This is a genomic window from Streptomyces sp. NPDC088124, assembly GCF_040685895.1.
GTDB lineage: Bacteria > Actinomycetota > Actinomycetes > Streptomycetales > Streptomycetaceae > Streptomyces.
Map to the genome: position 1 here is coordinate 1 of NZ_JBFBJB010000091.1, position 16,465 is coordinate 16,465.

At 70.3% G+C, this 16,465-nt stretch carries 12 protein-coding genes; 3 read left to right on the forward strand and 9 right to left on the reverse strand.

Features of this window, described 5'->3' with window-relative positions; all coding sequences use genetic code 11:
* Positions 1-93 precede the first annotated feature (93 nt).
* The 3 genes from AB0P17_RS40895 to thyX all read right to left on the reverse strand — a co-directional run bounded on the left by AB0P17_RS40895 (position 94) and on the right by thyX (position 3,849).
* On the reverse strand, positions 94-1,779 hold the full coding sequence (locus AB0P17_RS40895; protein ID WP_365819776.1) for a ribonuclease J: 1,686 nt from the start codon (positions 1,777-1,779) through the stop codon (positions 94-96).
* A gap of 178 nt (positions 1,780-1,957) precedes the next feature.
* Entirely contained in the window at positions 1,958-2,857 is a 900-nt protein-coding gene (gene dapA / locus AB0P17_RS40900; protein ID WP_365819778.1) for a 4-hydroxy-tetrahydrodipicolinate synthase, read from the reverse strand.
* A 254-nt stretch (positions 2,858-3,111) separates the two neighbouring features.
* Positions 3,112-3,849 carry an FAD-dependent thymidylate synthase gene (gene thyX, locus AB0P17_RS40905; RefSeq protein WP_365819780.1) on the reverse strand — a complete coding sequence of 246 codons (738 nt, stop codon included), beginning with the start codon at positions 3,847-3,849 and terminating at the stop codon, positions 3,112-3,114.
* Between the two features lie 231 nt (positions 3,850-4,080).
* Between thyX and AB0P17_RS40910 the strand changes: the two genes are divergently transcribed.
* Entirely contained in the window at positions 4,081-4,320 is a 240-nt protein-coding gene (locus AB0P17_RS40910; protein WP_365819782.1) for a hypothetical protein, read from the forward strand.
* A 94-nt stretch (positions 4,321-4,414) separates the two neighbouring features.
* Positions 4,415-4,963 carry a hypothetical protein gene (locus AB0P17_RS40915; protein ID WP_365819784.1) on the forward strand — a complete coding sequence of 183 codons (549 nt, stop codon included), beginning with the start codon at positions 4,415-4,417 and terminating at the stop codon, positions 4,961-4,963.
* A 145-nt stretch (positions 4,964-5,108) separates the two neighbouring features.
* Here AB0P17_RS40915 and AB0P17_RS40920 read toward each other — a convergent pair whose 3' ends face one another.
* The 6 genes from AB0P17_RS40920 to eccD all read right to left on the reverse strand — a co-directional run bounded on the left by AB0P17_RS40920 (position 5,109) and on the right by eccD (position 12,304).
* The gene (locus AB0P17_RS40920; protein ID WP_365819786.1) at positions 5,109-5,561 is read right to left on the reverse strand and encodes a hypothetical protein; all 453 of its coding nucleotides are present in this window, start codon (positions 5,559-5,561) and stop codon (positions 5,109-5,111) included.
* 5 nt (positions 5,562-5,566) lie between these two features.
* Complete coding sequence (gene dapB / locus AB0P17_RS40925) at positions 5,567-6,319, reverse strand: 4-hydroxy-tetrahydrodipicolinate reductase (RefSeq protein WP_365819788.1); 753 nt, start codon at positions 6,317-6,319, stop codon at positions 5,567-5,569.
* A 49-nt stretch (positions 6,320-6,368) separates the two neighbouring features.
* Positions 6,369-7,745, reverse strand: coding sequence for a pitrilysin family protein (locus AB0P17_RS40930; RefSeq protein WP_365819790.1), 1,377 nt, complete (start codon positions 7,743-7,745; stop codon positions 6,369-6,371).
* Complete coding sequence (locus AB0P17_RS40935) at positions 7,742-9,967, reverse strand: polyribonucleotide nucleotidyltransferase (RefSeq protein WP_365819792.1); 2,226 nt, start codon at positions 9,965-9,967, stop codon at positions 7,742-7,744. Before AB0P17_RS40935 ends, AB0P17_RS40930 begins: the two co-directional genes overlap by 4 nt.
* A gap of 365 nt (positions 9,968-10,332) precedes the next feature.
* Positions 10,333-10,623: a 30S ribosomal protein S15 gene (rpsO, locus tag AB0P17_RS40940; RefSeq protein ID WP_319685150.1), complete on the reverse strand. Its 291-nt coding sequence runs from the start codon at positions 10,621-10,623 to the stop codon at positions 10,333-10,335.
* A gap of 184 nt (positions 10,624-10,807) precedes the next feature.
* Complete coding sequence (gene eccD / locus AB0P17_RS40945; protein WP_365819794.1) at positions 10,808-12,304, reverse strand: type VII secretion integral membrane protein EccD; 1,497 nt, start codon at positions 12,302-12,304, stop codon at positions 10,808-10,810.
* Between the two features lie 163 nt (positions 12,305-12,467).
* On the opposite strand from eccD, the gene eccCa reads away from it, so the two are divergent.
* Positions 12,468-16,418, forward strand: coding sequence for a type VII secretion protein EccCa (gene eccCa / locus AB0P17_RS40950; RefSeq protein WP_365819796.1), 3,951 nt, complete (start codon positions 12,468-12,470; stop codon positions 16,416-16,418).
* Positions 16,419-16,465 lie beyond the last annotated feature (47 nt).

Consider the following 16,465-nt stretch of genomic DNA (forward strand, 5'->3'; position numbering starts at 1 on the left):
GGGGCGCCCGGTTCGGGGGGCCCCTAACCCGACGGGGCGGGGGGGCCCCCCACCAACACCGCGCCCCCCCGCTCCAGGTACCGCGTCGAACCGTCAGACCTCGACCACCACGGGGAGGATCATCGGGCGCCGGCGGTAGGTGTCGGAGACCCACTTGCCGACCGTGCGGCGGACGAGCTGCTGGATCTGGTGCGGCTCCGCCACGCCGTCCGAGGCCGACCGGGCGATGACCTCTTCCACCTTGGGCAGCACGGCCGAGAACGCGGAGTCCTCGATGCCGGAGCCCCGGGCGTGGAAGTGCGGGCCGCCGACGACCTTGCCGGTGGTCGAGTCCACCACCACGAAGACCGAGATGATGCCCTCGTCGCCGAGGATGCGGCGGTCCTTGAGGGATGTCTCCGTCACGTCACCGACCGAGAGCCCGTCGACGTAGACGTAACCGGCCTGGACCTTGCCCACGATCCTGGCCTTGCCGTCGACCAGGTCGACGACGACGCCGTCCTCGGCGATGACGATGTGGTCCTTGGGAACCCCCGTCAGCGCGCCCAGTTCGGCGTTGGCCCGAAGATGGCGCCATTCGCCGTGGACCGGCATCAGGTTCTTCGGCTTGCAGATGTTGTAGAAGTACAGCAGTTCGCCGGCCGAGGCATGACCGGAGACGTGGACCTTGGCGTTGCCCTTGTGGACGACGTTCGCGCCCCATCGGGTCAGGCCGTTGATCACGCGGTAGACCGCGTTCTCGTTCCCCGGGATCAGGGACGACGCGAGGATCACCGTGTCGCCCTGGACGATCCGGATCTGGTGGTCGCGGTTGGCCATCCGGGAGAGCGCGGCCATCGGCTCGCCTTGCGAACCCGTGCAGACGAGGACCACCTCGTGGTCGGGGAGGTCGTCGAGCGTCTTGACGTCGACGACCAGGCCCGGGGGCACCCTCAAGTAGCCCAGGTCACGGGCGATGCCCATGTTGCGGACCATCGAACGGCCGACGAAGGCGACCCTCCGGCCGTACTCGTGCGCGGCGTCGAGGATCTGCTGGATGCGGTGGACGTGGCTGGCGAAGCTCGCCACGATGATCCGCTTCTGCGCGCTGCCGAAGACCTGGCGCAGGACGTTGGAGATGTCCCGCTCCGGCGGGACGAAGCCCGGCACCTCTGCGTTGGTGGAGTCCGAGAGCAGCAGGTCGATGCCCTCCTCGCCGAGCTTGGCGAAGGTGGGCAGGTCGGTCAGCCTGCGGTCCAGCGGGAGCTGGTCCATCTTGAAGTCGCCCGTGTGGACGACCATGCCGGCCGGTGTGCGGATCGCGACCGCCAGGGCGTCCGGAATGGAGTGGTTGACCGCGACGAACTCGCAGTCGAACGGCCCGATGCGCTCGCGGTGACCCTCGGTGACCTCAAGGGTGTACGGGCGGATGCGGTGTTCCTGGAGCTTCGCCTCGATCAGCGCGAGGGTCAGCTTGGAGCCGATCAGCGGGATGTCGGGCTTCAGTCGGAGCAGGTAGGGGACGCCGCCGATGTGGTCCTCGTGGCCGTGCGTGAGCACGACCCCGTCGATGTCGTCGAGACGGTCCCTGATGGTGCTGAAGTCCGGCAGGATCAGGTCGATGCCCGGCTGCTCCTCCTCCGGGAAGAGGACGCCGCAGTCGACGATGAGCAGACGGCCGTTGTACTCGAAGACCGTCATGTTGCGGCCGATTTCGCCCAGACCACCGAGCGGCGTGACGCGCAGGCCGTTCTTGGGCAGCTTCGGCGGGGCGCCGAGTTCAGGATGCGGATGACTCAAAAGACTCTCCTCACCACGCGCGCCACGTACCGCTGAGGCACGTGGCGCGCGTGACATTCGTGCACTTGCAGTTGTCGGTGTGTACCGATGTACCGGTGTTGACCACGACCCGCGGTTACCGGTCGTGACCTTTGATCTTGATCTGCTGTGTTCCTGTATTCAGTTGTGAAGTCTGTGATCAGAGCTGTACCCCGCCCGCGGCCAGATCGATCTTGAGCTGAGCCGTTTCATGGGCCGACAGCTCGACGAGCGGGAGGCGCAGCGGGCCGGCCGGCAGCTTCTGCAGGGTGAGGGCGGCCTTGGTGGTGATCACGCCCTGCGTGCGGAACATGCCGGTGAACACAGGGAGCAGCTTCTGGTGGATCTCCGTGGCCTTCTGGACGTCACCGGTGAGGTGGGCGTCGAGCAGGGCGCGCAGCTCCGGGGTGACCACGTGGCCGACCACGGAGACGAAACCGACCGCGCCGACGGAGAGCAGCGGGAGGTTGAGCATGTCGTCGCCGGAGTACCAGGCGAGGCCGGACTGCGCGATGGCCCAGCTGGCGCGGCCGAGGTCGCCCTTGGCGTCCTTGTTGGCGACGATCCGCGGGTGCTGCGCGAGCCGGACGATGGTCTCGGTGTCGATGGGGACACCGCTGCGGCCTGGGATGTCGTAGAGCATGACCGGCAGGCCGGTGGCGTCGGCGATGGCCGTGAAGTGCCGCAGGAGTCCTTCCTGCGGCGGCTTGTTGTAGTACGGGGTCACAGCGAGGAGGCCGTGCGCTCCGGCGCGCTCCGCCGCGCGGGCCAGCTCCAGGCTGTGCCGGGTGTCGTTGGTGCCGACGCCGGCGACGATGTGGGCCCGGTCTCCTACCGCCTCCAGTACGGCCCGTACGAGCTGGTCTTTCTCCGCATCACTGGTGGTCGGCGACTCACCGGTGGTGCCGTTCAGGATCAGGCCGTCGTTGCCTGCGTCCACCAGATGGACGGCGAGCCGCTGCGCACCGTCGAGGTCGAGTGCGCCGTCAGCCGTGAAGGGCGTGACCATGGCGGTGAGGACCCGCCCGAAGGGGGTCTGCGGAGTGGAGATCGGAGCCATGGGTAACACGCTACTCGCTGCTCAGCTCGCCGTGTCCCCTTGGGGGACGGGACAAGAGGAGCCCGGCACTGCCTGCTCGGGGGTTCAGGCAGTGCCGGGTCCGTTTGATCAGCCTAGATGAACTTCTCGAAACGCCGCAATCCGGACACTTCACTCGACCGACCGTACATCTGTGCCCCGGACGGATCTCCTGAGACCGGGGGAACCCCCTGGATCCCAGTCCTCCCAAGGGGAGTGGCTCCGGTGTGGCTCCCCTACGGCGCGACACGGCCGTTCATGTTGAAAGCCGCGTGGGTGAGCGGCATGAGCTTCGCCCAGTGCTCCTCCATCCGCTCCCCGACCATCTCGATCTCCCGCTGCGGGAAGGAGGGGACCCTCGCCTGTTCGTGCTGGGTACGCAGGCCGAGGAAGTGCATCAGCGAGCGCGCGTTGCACGTCGCGTACATCGAGGAGAAGAGGCCGACGGGCAGCACCGCGCGGGCCACCTCGCGGGCCACGCCCGCTGCCAGCATTTCCTGGTACGCCTCGTACGCCTGGACGTACGCGTTCTCCAGCGTGCGCTCGGTGAGAGCCTGCTGGGCCTCGCTCCCGGCCACGAACTCGTACTTTCCGGGGCGGCCCTGCTGGACGAGCTTGCGGTCCTCCCCCGGGACGTAGAAGACCGGCTGCAGCTCCCGGTAGCGGCCGGACTCCTCGTTGTACGACCAGCCGACGCGATGGCGCATGAACTCGCGGAAGACGAAGATCGGAGCGCTGATGAAGAAAGTCATCGAGTTGTGCTCGAACGGGCTGCCGTGGCGGTCCCGCATCAGGAAATTGATCAGGCCCTTCGAGCGCTCGGGATCCTTCGTCAGCTCGTCGAGGGAGTGCTCGCCCGCGGTGGAGACGCGTGCGGCCCACAGCACGTCGGAGTCGCCCGCGGCATGCTTGACCAGCTCCACGGTGACATCGCTGCGGAAGCTCGGTTTGGTCTCGGTGGGGGTGTCGCTCACCGGCGGGGTCCTTCCAGTCGCGTCGCTCGGGCGGCGCCCACTCTACGGCGCGGCACTGACACCGGGCGGCGCCGACCGCCGCGGGCGGCGTCGGCCACGGGCGGTGTTCCTCGGCCAATCCGGGGAATTCGGGCACCAATTGGCGCTGTTGTTCGTCAGAAGAAGTAGCAATCGACACACCAGCGGCGTTACACATCACGACCGCACCAGACCGCAAGGAGGAGTCCCTCCATGTTCCGCCGGCGAGAGGCCGTTCCGTTCACATTCGTCGCCGAGGCCGACCGCTTCCGCAGTAATGTCACTCCCCCGCCCAGAGAGCGCGCCAGCACCTCGCAGCTCGTCAGCCGTACGCTGATCGGGCTCACGGTCGCGGCCGGCTTCGCCGGTTCGCTGCTCCTCGGGATGCCGTCGCTGGACACGGCCCAGTCGTCCGGCCATTCCCAGCAGTCGGAAGCCTCGCAGGGCCGCTGACACATCCGGCCCCCCTGGGGTGGTCCGGGCAGGGGCCTGATCGATAACCTCACCGGGCACAGCAATCGAGCGTGCTTGTGAGTGAGGATCAGTCGTGCCCCTGCCCTTCCTGACGGCCGACCGGGCGTTTGACGCGACCACCGACGATGTCGCACTGCCCTTCGACGATCATGATCATTGGCGGCGTCCGTACCGCCCGGGCCCGTGGCGGGTGGCGGCGTCCGCGCTGCTTCTGCTGCTGGCCTCGTTCGTTCTGCTCGCGGCGATGGTCACCGCCTTCGCCGGCGAGATGTCGGGCGCCGCGTTCTGCCTGAGCGTCGCCGCCGTCGCCATCGCCGCCGCGCTCCGGCTGCTGCGCGTCGGCGCGTGGGTGAGCCGCCACGGCGTACGGCGCGTGGCCCTGCTCCGTACGACGACCCTGCCGTGGAACCAGGCCACCGCCGTACGGACGGTCCAGCAGCCGGTGCGCTGGCTCGGGCTGCCCCGTACCGTCCAGGGACAGGCGCTGGTCGTCGTACGCCGTCAGAGTGAACCCCTGCCGCTGCTCACCGACCACAACGCCGACTTCCTGTCCCGTACGGAGGCGTTCGACCGGGCGGCCGACACGGTCGAGGCATGGGGCGACGAGTACCGCGGCGCCTGAGCGGAAACGACGCCCCGCGCATGACGGGGCGACGGAGCGGGGCCCGGCCACTGGTGGCCGGGCCCCGCTCCGTCGTGTACCCGGCACGCAAGGGACCTGTGGCGCCGTACGCGCAGGTCAGCCGCGGCGCCCGGGGCGCCATCGGTCAGGCCTGGACGGGCCTGCCGTCGTGGAGCGCGATGGCCCGCTGCATCGCCTTGCGGGCGCGCGGGGTGTCCCGGGCGTCGTGGTAGGCGACCGCCAGCCGGAACCAGCAGCGCCAGTCGTCCGGCGCGTCCTCCGTCTCGGCGCGGCGCGCCGCGAAGACGGCGTCCGCCGAGTCCCGGTCGATGCGGCCGCCCGCCGTACGGACCAGTTCGTCGACCGGCAGCCCGCCCTCGGCCTCCAGCTCCGCCGCGAGCCGGTTCGCGCGGTGGACGAACCGGGTGTTCATCCAGAGGAACCAGACGCCGATGACGGGCAGGATCAGCACCGCGACACCGAAGGTGACGGTGAGCGCCGTGCCGTGCTCGATGAGCAGCACGCCGCGGCTGCCGACCAGAACGAAATAGACGACCAGGACGGCGGCCGTGACACAGTAGGTGATCTTCGCACGCATGGCGGTCAGCCCAGGTCGAGGAAGTGTTCGAGCCCGACGGTGAGCCCCGGGGCGCTCCCCACGCGCCGTACGCCGAGCAGGATGCCCGGCATGAAGCTGCTGTGGTGCAGCGAGTCGTGGCGGATGGTGAGGGTCTCGCCCTCGCCGCCCAGGATGGTCTCCTGGTGCGCGAGGAGGCCGCGCAGCCGTACGGAGTGCACCGGTACGCCGTCGACGTCGGCGCCGCGCGCCCCGTCCAGCGCGGTGACCGTCGCGTCGGGCTGCGGGGCGCTGCCCGCCTCGGCGCGGGCGGCGGCGATGAGCTGCGCGGTGCGGGTGGCGGTCCCGGAGGGCGCGTCGGCCTTGTTGGGGTGGTGCAGCTCGATGACCTCGACGGACTCGAAGTAACGGGCGGCCGTCTCGGAGAACTTCATGGTGAGGACCGCGCCGATGGAGAAGTTCGCCGCGATCAGCACACCCGTCCGCGGGGAGGCGTCGAGCGAGGTGTGCAGCTGCGCGAGCCGTTCGTCGGTCCAGCCGGTGGTGCCGACGACCGCGTGGATGCCGTGGCGTACGCAGAAGTCGAGGTTGCCCATCACCGAGGCCGGGGTGGTCAGCTCCACCACGACCTCGGCGCCGGCCTCCACCAGGCTCTCCAGCCGGTCGCCCCGGCCGAGGGCCGCGACCAGTTCGAGATCCTCGGCGGCTTCGACGGCCCGTACGGCCTCGGTGCCGATACGGCCCTTCGCGCCCAGAACGGCCACGCGCAGCTTGCTCATTGCTCTGTTTCCTTCACCTTCGGGGGTACGGCCCGACCGGGCGGCCCGGTCAGGAGACCGCTTCGTCGAGGCGGGCGGCCTGCTTGTCCTTCAGCGGTCCGATGACGGACAGCGAGGGACGCTGTCCCAGTACATCGCGGGCGACCGCGCGTATCTCGTCGGGGGTGACCGCCGCTATCCGGGTCAGCATCTCGTCGACGGACATCTGGGCGCCCCAGCACAGCTCGCTCTTGCCGATGCGGTTCATCAGCGCGCCGGTGTCCTCCAGGCCGAGGACGGTGGCGCCGGAGAGCTGGCCGACGGCGCGCCCGATCTCGTCGTCGGCGAGGCCGTCCGCCGCGACACGGTCCAGCTCGTCGCGGCAGATCTTCAGGACATCGTGGACCTGGCTCGGGCGGCAGCCCGCGTAGACCCCGAAGAGGCCGCAGTCGGCGAAGCCCGAGGTGTACGAGTAGACGCTGTACGCGAGGCCGCGCTTCTCCCGCACCTCCTGGAAGAGGCGCGAACTCATGCCGCCGCCGAGCGCCGTGTTCAGTACGCCGAGGGCCCAGCGGCGCTCGTCGGTACGGGAGAGGCCCGGCATGCCGAGGACGACATGGGCCTGCTCCGTCCTGCGGTTCAGCACCTCGACCCGGCCCGCGGCCCGTACGGCGCGGCTGCCGTCGCGCGGCGCGACGGGGACGGCGTCCGTACGGGAGAGCGCGCCGGCCCGGTCGAACGCCTTGCGGACCTGGCGTACCACCGTGGCGTGGTCGACGTTGCCCGCCGCGGCGACGACGAGGCGCGTCGGGTCGTAGTGCTTCCGGTAGAAGCGGCTGATCCGGTCGCGGTCCAGGGCGTTGACGGTGTCCACGGTGCCGAGGACGGGGCGCCCGAGGGGGGTGTCGCCGAACATGGTCTGCGCGAACAGGTCGTGCACGCAGTCGCCCGGGTCGTCCTCGGTCATCGCGATCTCTTCGAGGATGACACCGCGCTCGGCGTCGACGTCCGACGCCTCGATGAGCGAGCCGGTGAGCATGTCGCAGACGACGTCGATGGCGAGGGGCAGGTCGGTGTCGAGCACCCTCGCGTAGTAGCAGGTGTACTCCTTGGCGGTGAACGCGTTCATCTCGCCGCCGACCGCGTCGATCGCGGAGGAGATGTCGAGGGCGCTGCGCCGCCGCGTGCCCTTGAAGAGCAGGTGCTCCAGATAGTGCGTGGCGCCGTTGAGGGCGGGGGTCTCGTCGCGGGAGCCGACCTGTACCCAGATACCGAAGGTCGCGGAGCGCACCGACGGCAGGGTTTCGGTGACCACGCGCAGGCCGCCGGGGAGGGTCGTACGGCGGACCGTGCCGATCCCGTTCTCGCCCTTGAGCAGGGTTTGGGTACGGGCGACGGCCCGCGCCTCGGAGGAGGTGCGGGCCGTCGTCCTGGAGCTGGATGTCACTTGGAAGCGTCGTCCTTCGCGTCCTCGGACTCGGTGGACTCCTCGCCCTCGATCACGGGGATGAGGGAGAGCTTGCCGCGCTGGTCGATCTCGGCGATCTCGACCTGGACCTTCTGGCCCACTCCGAGGACGTCCTCGACGTTCTCGACGCGCTTGCCGCCCGCGAGCTTGCGGATCTGCGAGATGTGCAGCAGTCCGTCCTTGCCCGGGAGCAGCGACACGAACGCGCCGAAGGTGGTCGTCTTGACGACCGTGCCCAGGTAGCGCTCGCCGACCTCCGGCATGGTCGGGTTGGCGATGCCGTTGATCGTGGCGCGGGCGGCCTCGGCGGCCGGTCCGTCGGCGGCACCGATGTAGATCGTGCCGTCGTCCTCGATCGTGATGTCGGCGCCGGTGTCCTCCTGGATCTGGTTGATCATCTTGCCCTTGGGGCCGATGACCTCGCCGATCTTGTCCACGGGGATCTTGACGGTGATGATCCGCGGGGCGTTCGGGGACATCTCGTCCGGGACGTCGATGGCCTCGTTCATCACGTCGAGGATGTGGAGACGGGCGTCGCGGGCCTGCTTCAGCGCGGCGGCCAGGACCGAGGCGGGGATGCCGTCGAGCTTGGTGTCGAGCTGGAGCGCGGTGACGAACGTCTTCGTACCGGCGACCTTGAAGTCCATGTCGCCGTAGGCGTCCTCCGCACCGAGGATGTCGGTGAGGGCGACGTAGTGGGTCTTGCCGTCGATCTCCTGGGAGATCAGGCCCATGGCGATACCGGCGACGGGGGCCTTGAGCGGCACACCGGCGTTCAGCAGCGACATGGTGGAGGCGCAGACCGAGCCCATGGACGTCGAGCCGTTGGAGCCCAGCGCCTCGGAGACCTGGCGGATCGCGTACGGGAACTCCTCGCGCGTCGGGAGTACCGGCACGATGGCGCGCTCCGCGAGCGCGCCGTGGCCGATCTCGCGGCGCTTCGGGGAGCCGACGCGGCCGGTCTCACCGACGGAGTACGGCGGGAAGTTGTAGTTGTGCATGTAGCGCTTGCGCGTCACCGGGGAGAGGGTGTCGAGCTGCTGCTCCATGCGGAGCATGTTGAGGGTGGTGACGCCCAGGATCTGCGTCTCGCCACGCTCGAACAGCGCGGAGCCGTGCACCCGCGGGATGGCCTCGACCTCGGCGGCGAGCGTACGGATGTCCGTGACGCCGCGGCCGTCGATGCGGACCTTGTCCTTGATGACACGCTCGCGGACGAGGGACTTCGTGAGCGCGCGGTAGGCGCCGGAGATCTCCTTCTCGCGCCCCTCGAACTGCGGGAGCAGCTTCTCCGCGGCCAGTTCCTTGACGCGGTCCAGCTCGGCCTCGCGGTCCTGCTTGCCCGCGATGGTGAGCGCCTGGGCCAGCTCGGACCGGACGGCCGCGGTGAGGGCCTCCAGGACGTCGTCCTGGTAGTCGAGGAAGACCGGGAACTCGCCGGTGGGCTTGGCGGCCTTGGCGGCGAGGTCGGCCTGGGCCTTGCAGAGCGCCTTGATGAAGGGCTTCGCGGCTTCCAGACCGGCGGCAACGACCTCTTCGGTGGGCGCGTCGGCGCCGTCCTTGACGAGCTGGATGGTCTTCGTGGTGGCCTCGGCCTCGACCATCATGATCGCGACGTCGCCGTCCTCCAGGACCCGGCCGGCGACGACCATGTCGAAGACGGCGTCCTCCAGCTCGGTGTGGGTCGGGAAGGCGACCCACTGGCCCTTGATCAGCGCGACACGGGTGCCGCCGATCGGGCCGGAGAAGGGCAGGCCCGCGAGCTGCGTGGAGCAGGAGGCGGCGTTGATCGCGACCACGTCGTACAGGTGGTCGGGGTTGAGCGCCATGATCGTCTCGACGATCTGGATCTCGTTGCGCAGGCCCTTCTTGAAGGAGGGGCGCAGCGGACGGTCGATAAGGCGGCAGGTGAGGATCGCGTCCTCGGAGGGCCGGCCCTCGCGGCGGAAGAAGGAGCCGGGGATCTTGCCGGCCGCGTACTGCCGCTCCTCGACGTCCACCGTGAGGGGGAAGAAGTCGAGCTGGTCCTTGGGCTTCTTGGAGGCGGTGGTGGCCGACAGCACCATGGTGTCGTCGTCCAGGTACGCGACGGCGGAACCGGCGGCCTGCTTGGCCAGCCGGCCCGTCTCGAAGCGGATGGTGCGGGTGCCGAAGGTTCCGTTGTCGATGACGGCCTCGGCGTAGTGGGTCTCGTTCTCCACTAGTGATTTCTCCTCGTCTTCGTCCGGTGCCCGTGTGGCAGGGGACGTGGCGGAGGAGCGCTCCTTGGTGCGGGCCGGTCTTCGATCGAAGCTCCCGGGGCGGCGGCATGGGCCGCGCCTTTCCGGGCGCCACTACCGAGGACCGGCGGCGGTGGAGGTCGCTCCCCCTCTTCAGTTTGCGCTCATGCGCTCGTGCTCTTCGGTTGTGCTCGTGCGTCCAGGTTACTGAGCCCGGCCGCGGGACGGCATTCCGGCCGCCCCGGGCGAGGCGCCCGCTCCGCCTCCGGGGCCGGTACGTACGGCCCCGTACATACGGCGAAGGGAGCGGTTCCCTGGACGGGGGAACCGCTCCCTTTCACGGCGTGCTACTTGGCGCCGCCGGCCGCACCGCGGCGGATGCCCAGGCGGTCGACCAGCGCACGGAAGCGCTGGATGTCCTTCTTGGCCAGGTACTGGAGCAGGCGGCGGCGCTGCCCGACCAGGATGAGCAGGCCACGGCGCGAGTGGTGGTCGTGCTTGTGGAGCTTGAGGTGCTCGGTCAGGTCCGAGATCCGGCGCGACAGCATGGCGACCTGGACCTCGGGGGAGCCGGTGTCACCTTCCTTGGTGCCGAACTCGGTCATGATCTGCTTCTTCGTAGCGGCGTCGAGCGACACGCGTACTCCTCGTGAGTCTTCTTGGCCACCGAGTGCCCCAGGTCGAATACTCTGGGGAGCTTCCGTTACTCGGGAGGCGGGAGATCCGTTGCGCGCCGACCGCCGGGCCAGGGGGCTTCAGCGGTCACATACACAAACGGCCGTCGCCCAGGGTATCAGCCCCGGGGTGGGACGCTCGCGGCGGTCAGCCGGTGAGCGCGCGGGCCGCGCTGAAGACGTCGAGCACGGCGAGGCAGAGCGGGACCAGCGAGAGCAGCACCGCGCCCTCGGCGAGGTCGAGGAGGCGTCCCCAGAACGGGGAGAGTCCCTTGCGCGGGATGATCAGGCCGATCGCGGTGATCAGGGCGGCGCCGGCGGCGACGCTCGCGGTGAGCCAGATCGTACGGATGTCGAGGGCGCCGCGGTCCCCGTACATCAGCAGTTCCCTGACATGGTCGGCGGGCGGGTTCAGTGAGAGCCCGAGGATCAGCAGGGCGATCGCGGCGATGCCCGCGGTGAGCGCGCAGACGACCTGCGAGGTGTAGCGGAACAGGCGGGCGCGCAGCAGGGTCGCCAGGCCCGCCGTGAGGGCCAGGAGCTGGGCCCAGACGCTGTCCGAGAAGCCGAGGACCGCGGCGGCGCCGACGACGACCGCCGCGCAGCCGCCGACCAGGCCGAGGAGCATCTCGTGGCCGCGGCGGGCCTGTGCGGCGATGCGCGCGGCGTCAACGGGCTCGGCGTCGGGGGCGGTGTCCGGGTCGCCGGCCGGGTCGTACGCGTCGGACATGCCGTCGGAGGCGCCGTCCCCGGCGGCGCGCGGCGAGGCGTAGCCGATGGGGAGGCGGGCGAAGCGCGCGGAGAGACCGGGCAGGAAGGCGACGAGGCCGACGGCGACGGGGACGCACACGGCCGCGGTGTCGGTGGCCGACGCCTCGGTGAGGATCATGACGAACGTGGCGAGGGTGCCGACGGTCGCCAGGAACGTGGCGGCGACGAAGGGCGCGTCACCGCTCGGGGTGAGCGCGACGAGGATGACGGACGCGACGAGGACGGTGACGCACCCGAGCAGGAACTGGAGCCGACCGGGCCCTTGTCCCGGGTCGGGAGCGAGGATGCCGGAGCCGGCGATGAGCAGCAGGGGCAGCGCGCCGAGGCCGAGGGCGACGGCGGAGGCACGGTCCGCGTACACCCGGCCCCGTACGCCCGCGAAGGCGGTCAGCAGGACGCCGACGACACCCGCGATGATGCCGGGCAGGCCGTGCATGTCGTGGCGTACGGGGTCGGCGAACCACAGGACGAAGCCCATGAGCACGAGGAGCAGGACCCCGCCGACGAGGCCGGCGCCGCGCAGCAGGTCGTCGCTCCAGAGGTGGCGGTCGCGGCGTACGGCGGAGGCGACGGCGTCGGAGACGTCGTCGAAGACGGCGGGCGGCAGGGACTCGGCGAAGGGGCGCAGGCTGAGGATCTCGCCGTCGAGCACCTGCTGCGCGGCGAGAGTGCGGGCGCCGTCGAGGACGGTGCCGTCGCGCCGTACGAGGTGGTAGCCGGTGGGCGTGCCCGCCGTCTGCGTCTGGCCGGTGAGCCGCAGGATCTCCGGATGGACGTCGGCGACGGCGATGTCCTCCGGGAGTGCGACATCGATCCTGCTGTCCGGCGCCACGACAGTGACGCGGCAGAAGCCGGTCGCTGCGGTCGTACTCACGTGTCTGTTCCCCCTGATTCGCGGTTGCGCACGGTGCGCGCGTCACCCTACCGGGAGGGGTGCGGTGCGGCTGCACGTAGGATCACGGTCGCGCGGAGCGACGCCGTCGCCACGGGGGCGCCGGTACGGAATCGCCCGTCCGTCTTGAGGGATTGATACGCCGGTGAGCCAGATCATTGTCAAACGCCCGCCACGTTCCCTTCCGCCGGAAGTGCCCTCGGATGCGCTGACTTTGGAAGCGCCGCCCGAACTGCCGCGTGGTCAGCAGGAGGGCATGCTGATGCAGATCCTGCCGGTGCTCGGCATGGGCTCGTCGGTGGTCTTCTTCTTCTCGCCCCAAGCGCCGCCGTTCATGCGGATCATGGGCGTTCTGATGCTGTTCTCGACGGTCGCGATGATCGGCGCGCAGATCGTCAGATACCGCCGGGGTACGCAGGGGCAAATTGCCGACGTACGGCGCGACTATCTCAAGTATCTGGCGCAGACGCGGCGTACGGTGCGCAGGACGGCGCGCGCGCAGCGCGACGCGCAGCTCTATCTGCACCCCTCCCCCGAGCAGCTCTGGTCGGTGGTGGCCGAGGGGTCGCGGGTGTGGGAACGGCGCGTCGGCGACAAGGATTTCGGGCAGGCGCGGATCGGGCTGGGGGCGCAGCAGCTCGCGACGCCGCTGGTGGCGCCGGACACGGCGCCCGTGGACGAGCTGGAGCCGCTGTGCGCCGGGGCGATGCAGCGGTTCCTCGCGGTGCACGGCTCGTTGGACGGGCTGCCCATGGCGGTGTCGATGCGCGCCTTCTACCACGTGACGGTCTCCGGTGAGCAGGAGTCGGCGCAGGCCGCGGCGCGGGCGCTGGTCGCCCAGCTGGTGACGCTGCACTCCTGCGAGGACCTGATGGTCGCGGTGGTGGTGTCGCCGGGCGCGGCGGGGCGCTGGGAGTGGACGAAGTGGCTGCCCCACACGCAGGTGCCAGGGCAGATCGACGGGGCCGGTACGAAGCGGCTGTTCGGCGATGACCTCGGAGAGCTCGAAGAGCTGCTGCGGAGCCGGCTGGAGGGGCGGGGGCGGTTCGGCAGGGATGCGTCGCCGGTGCTCGACCAGCCGCATGTGGTCGTCGTGCTCGACGGCGGGATGGTGCCCCCGGACTCGCTCTTCGCGGCGGCCGAGGGTGTCCAGGGCGTGACGATCGTCGAGGTGGTGCCGGGGGAGCTGGACGAGCCGCGGGGCGGCCTCTCGGTGGTCGTACGGCCCGGGCGGCTGCGGCTGGAGTCCGGCGGGGGTGTGGCGTACGAGGGGATGCCCGACGGGATCTCGCTGCCCGCGGCGGAGGCACTGGCCCGCCAGCTCGCGCCGTTGCGTACGGGCGGGGGCGACGACGACGAACCGCTTCTGGCCAACCTGGACTTCACGGATCTGCTCGGCCTGGGCGACGCGGGCGCCGTGGATGTGGCCCGTACGTGGCGGCCCCGTTCGACGGCGGAGCGGCTGCGGGTGCCGATCGGGGTCGGTGAGGACGGCGGTCCGGTGATGCTGGACCTGAAGGAGGCCGCGCAGGAGGGCATGGGGCCGCACGGGCTGTGTGTCGGCGCGACGGGGTCGGGGAAGTCGGAGCTGCTGCGCACGCTGGTGCTGGGGCTGGCGGTCACGCACTCCTCGGAGACGCTGAACTTCGTTCTCGCCGACTTCAAAGGAGGTGCCACGTTCGCGGGGATGTCGCAGATGCCGCACGTGGCGGCGGTCATCACGAACCTGGCGGACGACTTGACGCTGGTGGACCGCATGGGGGACGCGATCCGCGGTGAGCTGCAGCGCCGTCAGGAGCTGCTGCGTTCGGCCGGCAACTACGCCAACATCCATGACTACGAGAAGGCGCGGGCGGCGGGCGCCGCGCTGGAGCCGCTGGCCTCGCTGGTCCTGGTCATCGACGAGTTCTCCGAGCTGCTGACTGCGAAGCCCGACTTCATCGACATGTTCATCCAGATCGGCCGGATCGGCCGTTCGCTGGGCGTGCATCTGCTGCTGGCCTCGCAGCGCCTGGAGGAGGGCAAGCTGCGCGGTCTCGACACGTATCTCTCGTACCGCATCGGTCTGCGCACCTTCTCGGCGGCGGAGTCCCGTACGGCACTGGGGGTGCCGGACGCGTACCACCTGCCGTCGGTGCCGGGCTCGGGGTATCTGAAGTTCGGTACGGACGAGATGACGCGGTTCAAGGCGGCGTACGTCTCGGGTACGTACCGCGCGGGCGGGCCGGACCTGTCGGTGGGGCAGCTTCCCGTCGAGCGGCGGCCGGTGCTGTTCACGGCGGCGCCGGTGCCGGTGGTGTACGCGGCGCCGGACCCGGCGGCGGTGTTCGTACCGGCGTCGGAGGACGACGCGCTGGCGGACACGGTGCTCGATGTCATCGTGCGCCGGCTGGACGGGCAGGGGGTGCCGGCGCACCAGGTGTGGCTGCCGCCGCTGGACGAGGCGCCGACGCTGGACCAGTTGCTGCCGGGGATCGCGGTGACGGAGGCGCGCGGGCTGAACGCGACGGAGTACTCACGTCCCGGCGGGCTGACCGTGCCGCTCGGTCTGATCGACAAGCCTTTCGAGCAGCGCCGTGAGGTGCTCTACCGGGACTTCTCCGGGGCGGCCGGTCACATGCTGGTGGTGGGCGGTCCGCAGTCCGGCAAGTCGACGCTGATGCGCACGCTGATCTCGTCGTTCGCGCTCACCCACACGCCGCGGGAGGTGCAGTTCTACGCGCTGGACTTCGGCGGTGGCGGGCTCTCCTCGCTGGCGGAGCTGCCGCATGTGGGCGGGGTCGCCTCGCGGCTGGATCCGGAGCGGGTGCGGCGCACCGTCGCGGAGGTGCTGGGCGTACTCAACCGGCGGGAGGAGTTCTTCCGCGCGAACGGCATCGACTCGATCGCCACGTTCCGGCGCAAGCGGGCGGCGGGAGAGCTGCCCGGCGAGGCGTGGGGCGATGTCTTCCTGGTCATCGACGGCTGGGGCGGCTTCCGGAACGACTACGACATGCTGGAGCCGATCATCTCCGACATCGCCGCGCGCGGTCTCGGCTACGGCGTCCACGTCGTGGTCACCGCCGCGCGCTACATGGAGGTGCGGGCGGCGCTCAAGGACCAGATGCTCGGCCGGCTGGAGCTGCGGCTCGGCGATGTCATGGACTCCGAGTTCGACCGCAAGGTCGCGGCGAACGTCCCGCAGGGGGTGCCGGGCCGCGGGCAGGTGCCGCAGAAGCTGCACTTCATGAGCGGGCTGCCGCGGGTCGACGGGGTGAGCGACGCGTCGGACCTCTCGGAGGGCACGGCGTCGTTCGTACGGGCGGCGCGGACGTACTGGGCGGGCCCGTCGGCCCCGACGGTGCGGCTGCTGCCGCGCAAGCTCCCCGCCGACCAGTTGCCGAAGGGGTTCGAGTTCCCGCAGTCCGGCATCGCGGTCGCGATCGACGAGACCAATCTGGAGCCGGTGTTCGTCGATTTCGAGACCGACCCGTTCTTCCTGGTCTTCGGCGAGAGCGAGTCGGGCAAGACCAACCTGCTGCGGCTGATCGCGAAGCAGCTCGCCGAGCGATACACGCCCGACCAGGCGAAGTTCGTGGTCGGCGACTACCGGAGGACGCTGCTGGGGGCGCTGTCGGAGCAGCATCTGCTGGAGTACGCGCCGATGGCCTCGTCCCTGCAGATGCACATGGAGGCGCTGGGTGGCGTCTTCTCGCGCCGCCAGCCCCCGACGGATGTCACGCCGCAGCAGCTCAGGGACCGGAGCTGGTGGACCGGGCCGCAGATCTTCATCATCATCGACGACTACGACCTGGTGGCGACCAACTCGGGGAACCCGCTGGCCCCGCTGGCCGAATACCTGCCCTTCGCCCGGGACACCGGGGTCCGCTTCATCATCGCGCGGAACGCCGCAGGCGCCTCCCGCGCCCTGTACGAGCCGTTCATGCAGCGCGTGCTGGAACTGGGGGCCCAGGGCGTGGTCCTGTCGGGCGACCCGTCGGAGGGCGACCTGATCGGCCGCGTACGGGCGACACCGATGCCGCCGGGCCGCGGCTACTTCGCGTCGCGGCGGCGCGGCAATCCGCTGGTGCAGACGGGCCGGCTGCCGGGCGTGTGAGGCGCATGAGTGTGTGAGGCGCATGAGCTGGGCGCGCGCCTGAACCG

Excerpts from the sequence above, each read along its gene's own strand:
- dapA (WP_365819778.1), bottom strand. The coding sequence starts at position 2,857 with ATGGCTCCGATCTCCACTCCGCAGACCCCCTTCGGGCGGGTCCTCACC.
- AB0P17_RS40910 (WP_365819782.1), top strand. The coding sequence starts at position 4,081 with ATGTTCCGCCGGCGAGAGGCCGTTCCGTTCACATTCGTCGCCGAGGCC.
- AB0P17_RS40920 (WP_365819786.1), bottom strand. The coding sequence starts at position 5,561 with ATGCGTGCGAAGATCACCTACTGTGTCACGGCCGCCGTCCTGGTCGTC.
- dapB (WP_365819788.1), bottom strand. The coding sequence starts at position 6,319 with ATGAGCAAGCTGCGCGTGGCCGTTCTGGGCGCGAAGGGCCGTATCGGC.